Genomic DNA, 12,326 nt, shown 5'->3' with positions numbered 1-12,326 from the left:
ATATATCCGGGCCGCGCCGGCTTCCCCCGAACGCGGTAGGGATTGGGTGCCGTAAGAATTTGTAAAAAAGATGGCACGCCCATGCACCGGACGACAGCCATTATGCACGGCGGTGTGGCATCGCGCTCGCTGGCGGTGCACGCACAACCAAACCCGCGATAAAAAAATCAGGGAATTCACTGAACTGAAGCTGAAGTAGAAAACGCTAATATCTCCTATCGGAACCTCTCATCATGATTAGGCGCTTAGCCTGATTGACACGCCGGGAAAATTCGGCAGAATGATTCCCACTTGTGCAGCGCCCATGCGGTGTGTCTTTTGGTGTTGTCGTTCCGTGACGTTTTCGGTTGTCACGACAGCGACATATCGAAGTCATATGGAATGCGCTGGCGGGGAACATAAAAAGGATCCGCTGGGTGCGTTGCACACGGTGTATAACGAGCGTTTTCGCTCATTTTGAAATTCAAGGTTGAGATAGATATGGAAACCGGTACCGTTAAGTGGTTCAACGACGCCAAGGGCTTCGGCTTCATCACGCCGGATGAAGGCGGCAACGATCTGTTCGCGCACTTCTCCGCAATCGAAGGCAATGGCTTCAAGTCGTTGAAGGAAGGCCAGAAGGTACGCTACGTCAAGGCCATGGGCCAGAAGGGCGAGCAAGCCACCAAGATTCAGGCCCTCTGATACCGGTGGATTCCGGGCCGGTCCAGCGGACCGGCCGGAAGGAAAGCCCCGCAGCTCCGGCGCGGGGCTTTTTTTATTGGCGCGCCGGCACCGGGGCCGCCGCTGCGGCAGTCTTGCGACGAGTGAAATTGCTATAATCGGCCGACCCACAACCGCCCTCCCGCCAGTGGGCGCGCACGGATGCTGCGCGATCAGTGCGGGACGGTATGCAGCGTGTCGAGGAGTTACGTGGCCGGTACTCAAATCGCAACGCAAGACACCCCTGTCGCCGCCGACCATGGCAGCCAGGCGGGCCCGGCGGCCTCGGCCGGCAGTTCCTTCCATGCCGCGCTGCGCATCCTGCCGCCAGCGCAGCGCCAGGCCATGTTCGAGATCTATGCGTTCTGCCGCGCGGTCGACGACATCGCCGACGGCAACGCACCGCGCGCCGAGCGCCTTGCCGCACTCGATGCCTGGCGCCACGACATCGCCGCCTGCTACACCGGCAATCCGCCTCGCGCCCTGCAGCCGCTGAGCGCGCAGATCCGCGCCTTCGACCTGCAGCAGCAGGATTTCCTCGCCGTGATCGACGGCATGACCATGGACGTGGTGCAGGACATCCGCGCCCCCGACGCGGCCACCCTCGACCTGTATTGCGATCGCGTCGCCAGCGCTGTCGGCCGGCTGGCGGTGCGCGTGTTCGGCCTGGAAGAAGCGTGCGGCATCGCGCTCGCGCACCACCTGGGCCGCGCACTGCAGCTGACCAATATCCTGCGCGATATCGACGAAGACGCTGCCATCGGCCGGCTCTACCTGCCGGCGGAAGCGCTGGCCGCGGCCGGCATCGGCGCGGACACGCCCCAGGCCGTGGTGGCCCACCCCGCCGTCGGCCAGGCCTGCGCGGCCGTGGCGCGCGAGGCCCAGGCGCACTACGACCAGGCCTACGCCATCATGGCGCGCTGCCCGTCGCGGCAGGTGCGCTCGCCGCGCATCATGGCCGAGGTCTACCACCGCATCCTGGCGCGGCTGCGCACGCAGGGCTGGCGCGCGCCGCGCCAGCGCGTGCGCCTGCCGCGCGCCCAATTGCTCTGGATCTTGCTGCGCCACGCCATTGGCTGAGCGCTGCCCCCGATGCATGCCGGGCGCGGCCGCGCCGTGCGCCGGCACAAGGAGTCTGCATGTCGATGAACGAGACCGCCTTTGCCACGGCAGTGCCACGGATCGCGCCGGCCAGCGCGGGGGACAGCCCCGCGCCGCGCGACGCCGCGCAGGCATTGGACCAGGGCATCGGCCGCGCGATCGACGCGCTGCTGCACCAGCAGCGCCCCGACGGCCACTGGGTCTACGAACTGGAAGCCGACGCCACCATTCCCGCCGAATACGTGCTGATGGTGCACTACCTCGGCGAAGCCCCGGACCTGGAGCTTGAAGCCCGCCTGGCCCGCTACCTGCGCCGCATCCAGAATCCCGATGGCGGCTGGCCGCTGTTCCATGAAGGCCGCTCCGACGTCAGCGCCAGCGTAAAGGCCTATTTCGCGCTGAAGATGGCCGGCGACGACCCCCAGGCCGCGCATATGCAGCGCGCGCGCCGGGCCGTCCACGCGCTGGGCGGCGCCGAGGCCAGCAATGTATTCACGCGCACGCTGCTGGCCCTGTACGGCGTGATGCCATGGTCGGCGGTGCCGATGATGCCGGTCGAGATCATGCTGCTGCCGCAGTGGTTTCCGTTCCACCTGTCCAAGGTCTCGTACTGGGCGCGCACGGTGATCGTGCCGCTGCTGGTGCTGAACAGCCTGCGCCCGCAGGCGCGCAACCCGCGCGGGGTCGGCATCAATGAGCTGTTCGTCGGCAACTGCCATACGGTGGGGCTGCCGCCGCGCGCGGCGCACCAGCACGCCGGCTGGTACACGGTGTTCCGCGGCCTGGACGCGCTGCTGCGCGTGGCCGAGCCGCTCGTCCCGCGCACGCTGCGCCGGCGCGCCATTGCCGCGGCGCAGGCCTTCGTGCGCGAGCGGCTCAACGGCGAGGACGGCCTGGGCGCCATCTTCCCGGCAATGGCCAACAGCGTGATGATGTTCGACGTGCTGGGCGTGCCGCCCGACGATCCGGCACGCGCGCTGGCGCGGCAATCCGTCGAGCGGCTGCTGGTCGAGCACGGCGACGAAGCCTATTGCCAGCCCTGCCTGTCGCCGGTGTGGGATACCGCGCTGGCCGCGCACGCGCTGCTGGAAGCCGGCGAGGCGCGCGCGACGGCCGCGGCCGGGCGCGGCCTGGACTGGCTCAGGCCGCTGCAAGTGCTGGACGTGCGCGGCGACTGGGCCGTGCGCCGCCCCCTGGTGCGCCCCGGCGGCTGGGCCTTCCAGTACGCCAATGCCTATTACCCGGACGTGGACGACACCGCCGTGGTGGCCGCCGCGATGAACCGCTACATGCGCGCGCACGATGTGCCGGGCCGCTATGACGAAGCCGTGGCGCGCGCCGCCGAGTGGATCGTCGGCATGCAGGGCGGCGACGGCGGCTGGGGCGCGTTCGAGCCCGAGAACACGCATCTCTACCTGAACAACATCCCCTTTGCCGACCATGGCGCGCTGCTGGACCCGCCCACCGCGGACGTATCCGCGCGCTGCCTGTCGATGCTGTGCCAGATCGGCGCCACGCCGGGCAAGAGCGAGCCCGCCGCGCGCGCCCTGCGCTACCTGCTGGCCGAGCAGATGCCCGACGGCAGCTGGTTTGGCCGCTGGGGCACCAACTATATCTATGGCACCTGGAGCGCGCTGTGCGCGCTGAACGCAACGGGCCTGACACCGGAAGCCCCCGAGATGCGCCGCGCCGTGGCGTGGCTCGAGCAGATCCAGAACGCCGACGGCGGCTGGGGCGAGGACGGCAGCAGCTACCGGCTCGACTACCGCGGCTACGAGCCCGCGCCGAGCGTGGCCTCGCAGACCGCGTGGGCGCTGCTGGCGCTGATGGCAGCCGGCGCCGCGCAGCATGCCGCGGTGGCGCGCGGCATCGACTACCTGCTGCGCACGCAGCAATCCGGCGGCCTGTGGCATGAGCCGCGCTTCACCGCCGTGGGCTTTCCGCGCGTGTTCTACCTGCGCTATCACGGCTATGCACGCTACTTCCCGCTGTGGGCGCTGGCGCGCTACCGCAACCTGCAGCGCGGCGGCGCGCACCAGGTGTCGTGGGGGCTGTGACGGCACCGTTCGTGCTGGTCGTCACCGGCATGGCGTTCGAGGCGCGCACCGCCGCCGGTCCGCATTGCCGCGTGGTGCACGGCCTGCGCGGACTTGCACTGGAACAAGGCGTTTCCGCGATGGCAAGCCGGCATTGCATGGGCATCCTCAGCTTTGGCGTGGCGGGCGGGCTGGATCCCGCGCTGGCGCCGGGCGCCCTCGTGCTGGCGGACTCGGTATGCGCGGCCGGCGAACGCTACGACACCGACATGACCTGGACCCGGGCGATGCACGCGGCGCTGCCGCATGCCAGGGTCGGGATACTTGCCGGCGCGGACCAGCCGGTGCTTTCGGTTGCCGCCAAGCAGATGCTGCACCGGGCCACGGGGGCGCTCTGCGTCGACATGGAATCGCACCTCGCCGCGCGCATGGCGGCGGCTTGCCGGCTGCCGTTCGCGGCCTGCCGCGTGGTGATCGACCCGGCCAGCCGCGCGGTTCCGGCTGCCGCGGCGGCAGGCATGGGTGAAGACGGCAAGACGGATGTCGGCGCGGTGCTGGGCGGGCTCTTGCGCGCGCCGTGGGAACTGCCGGCGCTGATGCGGCTGGCGGGCGATGCGGCGGCCGCGCGCGGCGCGCTGCGGGCGGCACGGCTGGCGCTGGGGGATGAATACGGCTTGCGCGATATGCGGACGCAGGCCGGCTGACGTCTGAGCTGGCCGCTGGGCTGCTCAGACGCCAGCCTGCCCCTCACCCAAACTTCCTCACCGCATCCAGCGCCAGCCCGCTGCCGATGCTGCCGAACCGGTCCCCTTCCACGCAACGCGCTTGCGGCAACAGCGCCGCCAGCCGCTGCCGCAGCAGCGGCACGCTGCTGGAGCCGCCGGTGAAAAAGATGGTATCGACCGCGGCGCCATCGACGCCGGCTTCCACCAGCAGCTTCTGCACGGTCTGCTCGGTCTTCACCACCAGCTTGTCGATCGACGCATCGAACTCGTCGCGCATGATGGTCAGCGTCAGCCCCTGCTCCAGCCGGTGCAGGTCCACGTCGGTGCTGCCGGCGTCGGACAAGGCGATCTTGGCGGCTTCCACCTGGATCGCCAGCCAGTGCCCGGCGCGCTCGCGGATCAGCCGCACCAGGCGGTCGAGCTTCACCGTATCGGCCGCGTCGCGGTAGTTGTCCATCACCATCGACCACGCCTTGCGCGTATAGACCAGGTTGATGGTGTGCCAGCTGGCCAGGTCGAAATACTGGCTGGAAGGCATCGCCTTGCCGTTGCGCAGCGCGCTGCCCAGGCCCAGCAGCGGCATTGCGCGCGCCAGGCTGAGCGCGCGGTCGAAATCAGTGCCGCCGATATGCACGCCGCCATTGGCCAGGATGTCGTCGCGCCGGTCGCTGCGCGCGGCGCGCTCGGGCGACAGGCGCACCAGCGAGAAGTCCGAGGTGCCGCCGCCGATGTCGGCCACCAGCACCAGTTCCTCACGCGTGATCCGGGCCTCATAGTCGAAGGCCGCGGCGATCGGCTCGTACTGGAACGCGATCTCGCCGAAACCCGCGTCGCGCGCGATCTCGGCCAGGGTGTCTTCGGCGATCTGGTCGGCGGCCGGGTTCTCGTCGATGAAGAACACCGGGCGGCCCAGCACCGCACGCGAGAATTCCGCGCCGGCGGCCTGCTCGGCACGCGTCTTCAGCTCGCGGATGAAGTGCGCCAGCAGCTTGCGGAACGGCATCGCCTGGCCCATCACCTCGGTGCTGTCGTCCATCATCGAGGTGCCAAGCAGGCTCTTGAGCGAACGCATCAGCCGGCCTTCATAGCCGGCCAGGTAATCGCCCAGCGCGGCGCGGCCATAGCTGACCAGCGGATCCTCCGCGTGGAAGAAGATCACCGAGGGCAACGTCACCTTGCCGTCCTCCAGCGGCAGCAGCGCCGCCGGCCGCGCCGGATGGCTCCAGCCGACCGTTGAGTTGGACGTGCCGAAGTCCAGGCCGCATGCGTTTGACATCATTGATTCCGTTTCCTGCAAGACACCACTAAAAAAGGCCCGCGCGCCAGCGGGCCGCGCGGACGGGGCGCCATTGTATGGCAGGTGCCGGCCAGGCGCCCGGCTTGACACGCCCAAACGCGGCTCCTATCCTCCGCATGTTCTCTGTTAAAGATCATCATTCTGTTGTACAGAACATGAAAAAGCCACTGCGCCATATCCGCGTGCTCGACCTGACCAATGTGCTGGCCGGGCCGTTCTGCTGCCACCAGCTTGCCCACCTGGGCGCCGAAGTCATCAAGGTGGAAACCCCCGGCACCGGCGACCTGGCCCGGCAGCTGGGCGCCGATGCCGAGTTGAACCAGCGCCTGATGGGCGTGTCGTTCCTGGCCCAGAACCCAGGCAAGCAGTCGGTCACGCTCAACCTGAAGCACGCGCGCGGCAAGGAGGTGTTCCGCAAGCTGGTGCAAAGCGCCGACGTGCTGGTGGAGAACTTCCGCCCCGGCGTGATGGACCGGCTCGGGCTGGGCTACGAGACCCTGAAGCAGGACAACCCGCGCCTGATCTACTGCGCGATCTCGGGCTTTGGCCAGGACGGGCCGCTGGCCGGGCTGCCGGCCTATGACCAGATCATCCAGGGCATGGCCGGCGTGATGAGCATTACCGGCGATGCGCAGAGCGCACCGTTGCGGGTCGGCTATCCGGTCTCGGACACCATCGGCGGGCTGACCGCGGCGCTGGCGGTATCGGCGGCGCTGGCGGACCACCAGCGCACCGAAGGCTATTTCGTCGACGTATCGATGCTGGAAGCCACGCTGGCCACCATGGGCTGGGTGGTGTCCAACCACCTGATCGCCGGCAAGGTGCCGGCGCCGATGGGCAACGAGAACATGACCGCCAGCCCTTCCGGCACTTTCCGCACCGCGGACGGGCTGCTCAATATCGCCGCCAACAAGCAGGAACAGTTTGAAGCCGTGTGCCGCGTGCTGGGCCGCCCCGAGCTGGCCGCCGATCCGCGCTTCGCGCAGCGCCAGGCGCGGCTGGCCAACCGGGGCGAACTGACACAGGCGCTGGAAGCAGAGCTGGCGAAGAAGCCGGCCACCGAATGGTGGCCGCTGCTGACCGAGGCCGGCGTGCCCGCCGGCCCGGTGCTGGACGTGCCACAGACGCTGGCGCATTCGCAGGTGCGCGAGCGCGGCATGATCGGCGAGTTTGCCGATGCGCCCGGCGTGGGCCGCGATATCCGCGTGGTGCGCACCGGCTTCAAGCTCAACTGCGAGGCCCCGGCCGTGGACACGCCGCCGCCGGAGCTGGGCCAGCATACGCGGCAGGTGCTGGCCAGCCTGGGCTACAGCGATGCGGACATCGACCAACTGAGCGAGGAGCGCGCGATATGAGCGGCATCGAAACCAGCGGCCAGCCCCGGGATGACGCCATGGACCCGGGCCAGCGCCTGTCGCAGGACTGGTGGCGCACCGGCATCATCGACATGCGCCCGGGCGAGATCCGCTACCGCGGCTACCCGATCGAACAACTGATCGGCCGGGTCTCGTTTGCGCAGATGATCTGGCTGATGCTGCGCGGCGAGCTGCCCGGCCCCGGGCAGGGCGAGCTGCTGGACGCGGCGCTGATGGCCGCGGTCGACCACGGCCCGCAGGCGCCCAGCATTGCCATCGCGCGCATGGCGGCCACCTGCGGCGTGGGGCTGAACAACGCCATGGCTTCCGCCGTCAACGTGCTGGGCGACGTGCATGGCGGCGCCGGCGAACAGGCGGTGGCGCTGTACCAGGACGTGGCGCAGCGGCTCGATGCGGGCGGCGCCATGGACGACGCCGTCACCGCCGCGCTGCGGCACTACCGCGACCTGCACGGCAAGTTCATTGCCGGCTTTGGCCACCGTTTCCACCCGGTCGACCCGCGTGCGCCACGGCTGCTGGCGCTGGTCGACCAGGCCGCGGCCGATGGCGTGGTCAGCGGGCGCTACGCGGGGATCGCGCGCGCGGTCGAGGCGGCGCTGGGTGCCGGCCGCGGCAAGCCCATCCCGATGAATATCGATGGCGCCACCGCGGTGATCTATGCCGAGCTGGGCTTTGCCGCACCGCTGGCGCGGGGGCTGTTCTGCCTGTCGCGCTCGGTCGGCATCCTGGCGCATGCCTGGGAGCAGACCTGCGAGGGCGGGCGCAACAAGGGCCCGATGCCGCGCCAGTTCCTGTGGACCTATGACGGTACGCCGCAGCGCGACGTGCCGGAGCCTGGCCGGCAGGCATAACCGGGTCAGCCGGCCAGGTCGGGCTCTGGCTCCAGCAGCGGCGCGGGCGATGCGCTCGCGGCCGCCGGCGCCGCCATGGACGAGGCCAGCACATAGCGGTCGCGCCCATGTTCCTTGGCGTGGTAGAGGGCGCGGTCGGCATCGGCAAACAACAGGCGCCACAGCGCTTCCTTGCTGCCCGGGCCGCCGCGCAGCTGCGCCACGCCAATGCTGACGCTGGCATGGCCGCGCCCGGCGGGCAGTTCAATCGCGCGCACCTTGCGCAGGATACGGTTGGCCAGCGCCGAGGCCTGCTGCTCGTCGGTATGCGGGCACAGGATGCAGAACTCTTCGCCACCGTAGCGCCCGGCCACGTCCGAGGCGCGGCGCGAGTTGTCCAGCGCATGCGCGACTTCGCGCAGCACGGCGTCGCCAGCGTGATGGCCGAAGGTATCGTTGACCTGCTTGAAATAATCGATGTCGATCACCAGGCAGGACAGCGCCTGCCCGTCGCGCTGCCAGCGCGCCACCAGCGACAGTGCCGACATCTCCAGCGCCCCGCGGTTGAGCAGCCCGGTCAGGGCATCCACGCGCGCGCCGCTTTCGTTGTGCGCGACGATCTGCTCCATCGCCATCACGGTGAAGCCGAACAGGCCCAGCAGCGTGGCCATCAGCGGCGCCAGCAGCCAGGCCGAGCCGGCCGGGCCGGCAAAGAACAGCGTCAGCGGCGCGGCGCCCGCACCGCCCGCCACGGGCAGGTTCATGGCATGGCTGAAGCCGGCCAGCTGCGTGGCCAGATGCACCAGGCTGGCCACCAGCACCAGCGGCGCGCCGATGCTGCGGCGCCCACGCCCGGCACGCGCCAGCGTGGCAAAGGTGGCCAGCGAGACCAGCGCCAGCAGGCCGTAGACGATGCGCAGCACCACCTGCTGCCCGTCGGGCATGCCGCTGGTGGCCGCGATCAGGCCAAGCCCGATCACGCCCGCGGCGGCCAGCGCCGCGGGATGGGCCGGCACGCCGTAATAGACCCGCACGCCGCGGTAGATCAGCAACCAGCCAGCCACGAACGCCAACGCTCCCAGCGTGCCCAGCTGGCCGGTGCCGCTGGCCGCGCTGATGGCCAGCGCCAGGCCCGCGGCCGACACCAGTACGTGCCCGAACGCCCACAGCCGCCCCGCCTCGCTCGCGCGCAGCGCGAACACCAGCCCCGCCGCAATAATCAGCGTGCTGCAAAAAAACACCATCATCACCACCGCAATGGTCTGCTGGTCCAGGTGCACGGGGATTTCCTCAAGGATGCCGTCTGCCGCGCCGTCATATCGAGCGGCGGGCATCAGGCCACAGGGGCGCGACGCAGGCATCTCTCGCACTTGTTTTCACAAAATGTGACATGCGTTGTTTTCAATGCCAGCCGCATGATAGCCCGCGCATGCAGGCGCGTGGCACCCCCGACAAGCCGGGTCGGGCCGGCTGCACACGCAAGCCCGGCGGCTCAGCCCGCGGAGGCATTGTCCGCAATGCTGTCCGGAAAGGTGCCGCCCAGCGCCTGGGTCAGCGCGCGCGCCGCATGCAGCACATCGACGCGGAAGTCTTCACGGTAGCGCGAGGCCGGGCAGGTCAGCGTCAGCGCGCCGCACAGCACATCGCCGGGACCGAATACCGGCGCCGACACCCCGGCAAGATCGGGGCTGCGGTCGCCCACCAGTGCCGCCACGCCCTCGTGCCGGATGCGCTCGTAGAGCGTGCCGGACTCGCCGGCAAAGGCGCGCAGCACGCGCGCGCCGGCGCCCCGGTCGCGCGGCAGCAGTTCGCCGGCGCGGACATGGTCTCGCACCGGCTGCGGCGAATCGACGCGGTACAGGCACAGCCGGTGCTCGCCCTGCTCGACATGGAAGGCCGCGCTTTCACGCGTGATGCGCACCAGCTCGCGCAGCGCCGGCATCACCACCGCCTCCAATGAGAACGACGCGGCGTAGACGGCATTGAGCCGCGCCACCTCGGGGCCCAGGCCATAGCGCCCGTCGGACTGGCGCCGCACCAGCCCGGCGTGCTCAAGCGAGGCCAGCAAGCGCAGCAGCGTGCTCTTGTACAGGCCGCTGCGTTGCGCCAGCTCGGCCAGCCCCAGCGCGGTATCGCCGAGACGGAACACCGACAGCACGAACAGCGCCCGGTCCACGGCGATGGCGCCGCCCGCGGCGGCGTGCTTGTCGGCTTCTGAAACCTGTGCGGCTTTGCGTGGCATGGCGGACGGCGGCGATCCTGGCTGGACCGGATGACGGAACGATGCGCCAACGTATAGAACGCACCCCGGCTTGTCAATCCGCCCTGCTCCGTGTCAATGACCCGGCACACGTGCGGCGAGCTCGCGCAACAGATGCCGCATGCGTCCACGTATCCGCCCGGCGCGCTGGCGTTTTTCTGCAACACCGTGGCCGGCCTCTGCCGCCGCCCGGGCCGCTGCCAAAGCGTCTTCGCCGCCCCCTCGGCTACCGCATGCGCCACATTGCTTGCGCGTACTCGCCACTCCCGGCTTTGCAAGCGGAATTAGAGGGAAAGTTACCTGCTTTTGATTCAGCAGCCGCTGCACGGGGTGGATAAAATCATGTGTTGCTGACCTTCGCGCAATCCCTGCGCTGCTTTCCGTACCCTCGCTGCAATGTCTCACCGCCGTGCTTTTCCCGACCCTGGTATGACCGTTCCCGCTCTCTCGCTTGGCGCCATCCTGGATGACCTGCGTAGTGCCCCGCGCCCGCTGACTTCCGCGGAGTACACATACCTGGCCCACCTGCGGCAGCGTATCGTCACCGGCGACGCAGACCTGTGGACCACGCTCGAGACCGCGGGCGTGCCATGCAGGGAACGCCGCCTGTCGCCCGAGGTGGTGCAGGCACTGACCGCGATCGGCCATTTGCCAATGCACTGAGCCCGGCGCACGCCACCCCACATTGCAGAAATTTCCCCGGATCATTTCGGAAAACCGCACCCTCCAGCCTGCCTGCGTCCCGCTACGATCGATTTCCTTTCGATTCGCCGGGCACCGTGCTTTCAGTCAACTGCCAAGCATGCCCCGGCCACGGCCCAGCCATGGCTTACCCATCCAGCAACCGGCGCGTCAGCTTCCTGTCGTTGCGCGCCTATGTCGCAGTGATGCAGCACCGTGATGCCGTCCGCGCCGCGCAAGCGCTGCGCATCCATCCGCAAAGGCTGTACTACCACATCCGCGGCCTCGAGGCCGCGCTCGGCAAACCGCTGTTCAGCACTTGCAGCCCGGACTGGCTGCCGACATCCATGGGCGTGACCGCACTGCCCAAGGTCGTCGCCATGCTGGCCATCTGGGATCAGATCGAGGCGGGCATCCGTGCCAGCCAGCCTGCCGCGGCGGCCCGGGAAGCCGAGCCCGGCGCCATTGCGCGCTACGGCGCCGCATTCTGGGTGCGGCAGGCGACGATGTAGCGTCAGGCCAGCCGTTCGCAGCAATAGGCCTCGGTGCGATAAGGGAAGGCAACCTCGGCACGGCCCGCCAGCGCGGGATGCCCGTCGATGACCGCCTGCAGCCGTGCGCGCACGCGGGCCTGCTCCGCCGCCGGCAGCGCGGCAATGAAGCTCACCGACATCACCCGGTCCACGATCACCTGCTGCGGCGCCCCCACATGCGCGTAGGGCTGGCACTGCAGCGCCAGCGGCCCAAAGCCCTCGGCGGGAAAGACCCGCTTCCAGTCACCCCTGTAGAAACGCGGCGCGTCGCCTTCATACGGCGTCATGATGGCTGTCAGCTGCGCCACCCAGTCCACGCTTTCATCGCGCACGTTCCATACCAACCCGAGCCGGCCGCCAGGGCGCAGCACGCGGCCGATTTCCGCCATCGCGCCCGCATTGGCAAACCAGTGGAAGGCCTGCGCGCAGACCACGGCATCGACGCTGGCATCGGCCAGCGGAATGGCCTCGGCACTGCCTTCCAGCGCCTGTACCGACGGCAGCGCCACGGCCAGCTGAGCGCGCATCTGCGCCACCGGTTCGACTGCGATCACCGTCGTGCCGGTCTCCGCCAGCCGGCGCGTGAACTTGCCGGTGCCAGCGCCCAGGTCCAGCACGGTGCGGCCGGCGCGCAGGCCCAGCGTGCCGCGCAGCCAGGCGTCGATTTCAGCGGGATATTCGGGGCGTCCGCGCGCGTAGGTATCGGCCTGGCTGGCGAATCCCTGTGCGGCGGCCTGGTGGATGGCGGTCATGGGCGAGCTCCGGTTGCGTACCGGAGGCGTAGC

General features: G+C 69.3%; 12 protein-coding genes. 8 read left to right on the top strand and 4 right to left on the bottom strand.

All coding sequences use genetic code 11. The annotated features are described in order from the left end of the window. The first annotated feature begins 480 nt into the window (after positions 1–480). The 4 genes from AC1Q6V_RS11310 to AC1Q6V_RS11295 all read left to right on the top strand — a co-directional run bounded on the left by AC1Q6V_RS11310 (position 481) and on the right by AC1Q6V_RS11295 (position 4,543). On the top strand, positions 481–684 hold the full coding sequence (locus tag AC1Q6V_RS11310) for a cold-shock protein (RefSeq protein ID WP_010810931.1): 204 nt from the start codon (positions 481–483) through the stop codon (positions 682–684). A 228-nt stretch (positions 685–912) separates the two neighbouring features. After that, positions 913–1,782: a presqualene diphosphate synthase HpnD gene (gene hpnD, locus AC1Q6V_RS11305; protein WP_041688204.1), complete on the top strand. Its 870-nt coding sequence runs from the start codon at positions 913–915 to the stop codon at positions 1,780–1,782. Between the two features lie 59 nt (positions 1,783–1,841). Further along, positions 1,842–3,860 carry a squalene--hopene cyclase gene (shc, locus tag AC1Q6V_RS11300; RefSeq protein WP_010810929.1) on the top strand — a complete coding sequence of 673 codons (2,019 nt, stop codon included), beginning with the start codon at positions 1,842–1,844 and terminating at the stop codon, positions 3,858–3,860. Further along, positions 3,857–4,543, top strand: a complete 687-nt coding sequence (locus AC1Q6V_RS11295; protein WP_011617714.1) for a phosphorylase — start codon at positions 3,857–3,859, stop codon at positions 4,541–4,543. The genes shc and AC1Q6V_RS11295 overlap by 4 nt, the downstream gene beginning before the upstream one ends. Positions 4,544–4,586: 43 nt before the next feature. Here AC1Q6V_RS11295 and AC1Q6V_RS11290 read toward each other — a convergent pair whose 3' ends face one another. Further along, a complete protein-coding gene (locus AC1Q6V_RS11290) occupies positions 4,587–5,843 on the bottom strand; it encodes an Hsp70 family protein (RefSeq protein WP_439669373.1) in 1,257 nt (418 codons plus the stop codon). Positions 5,844–6,016: 173 nt separating this feature from the next. Between AC1Q6V_RS11290 and AC1Q6V_RS11285 the strand changes: the two genes are divergently transcribed. Both AC1Q6V_RS11285 and AC1Q6V_RS11280 read left to right on the top strand, forming a co-directional pair. Next, positions 6,017–7,216 (top strand): CaiB/BaiF CoA transferase family protein, encoded by a 1,200-nt coding sequence (locus tag AC1Q6V_RS11285; protein ID WP_454751046.1) that lies wholly within the window; start codon positions 6,017–6,019, stop codon positions 7,214–7,216. Then, positions 7,213–8,088 carry a citryl-CoA lyase gene (locus AC1Q6V_RS11280; RefSeq protein WP_010810925.1) on the top strand — a complete coding sequence of 292 codons (876 nt, stop codon included), beginning with the start codon at positions 7,213–7,215 and terminating at the stop codon, positions 8,086–8,088. The genes AC1Q6V_RS11285 and AC1Q6V_RS11280 overlap by 4 nt, the downstream gene beginning before the upstream one ends. Positions 8,089–8,093: 5 nt before the next feature. Here AC1Q6V_RS11280 and AC1Q6V_RS11275 read toward each other — a convergent pair whose 3' ends face one another. Then, positions 8,094–9,347 carry a GGDEF domain-containing protein gene (locus tag AC1Q6V_RS11275; protein ID WP_454751066.1) on the bottom strand — a complete coding sequence of 418 codons (1,254 nt, stop codon included), beginning with the start codon at positions 9,345–9,347 and terminating at the stop codon, positions 8,094–8,096. A 212-nt stretch (positions 9,348–9,559) separates the two neighbouring features. Beyond that, positions 9,560–10,309, bottom strand: coding sequence for an IclR family transcriptional regulator (locus tag AC1Q6V_RS11270; RefSeq protein WP_011617719.1), 750 nt, complete (start codon positions 10,307–10,309; stop codon positions 9,560–9,562). Between the two features lie 447 nt (positions 10,310–10,756). Between AC1Q6V_RS11270 and AC1Q6V_RS11265 the strand changes: the two genes are divergently transcribed. Both AC1Q6V_RS11265 and AC1Q6V_RS11260 read left to right on the top strand, forming a co-directional pair. Beyond that, positions 10,757–10,990 (top strand): hypothetical protein, encoded by a 234-nt coding sequence (locus tag AC1Q6V_RS11265; RefSeq protein WP_010810922.1) that lies wholly within the window; start codon positions 10,757–10,759, stop codon positions 10,988–10,990. A gap of 161 nt (positions 10,991–11,151) precedes the next feature. Continuing rightward, positions 11,152–11,520 (top strand): helix-turn-helix domain-containing protein, encoded by a 369-nt coding sequence (locus tag AC1Q6V_RS11260; protein WP_454751045.1) that lies wholly within the window; start codon positions 11,152–11,154, stop codon positions 11,518–11,520. Between the two features lie 2 nt (positions 11,521–11,522). Here the strand turns inward: AC1Q6V_RS11260 and AC1Q6V_RS11255 are convergent, their stop codons facing one another. Next, on the bottom strand, positions 11,523–12,293 hold the full coding sequence (locus AC1Q6V_RS11255) for a class I SAM-dependent methyltransferase (RefSeq protein WP_454751044.1): 771 nt from the start codon (positions 12,291–12,293) through the stop codon (positions 11,523–11,525). Positions 12,294–12,326: the final 33 nt, after the last annotated feature.

The sequence above is a fragment of the Cupriavidus sp. GW823-FHT07B10 genome, assembly GCF_058794355.1.
The sequence above is the reverse complement of the archived record's forward strand: the minus strand, read 5'-3'. Positions and strand labels throughout refer to the sequence as shown.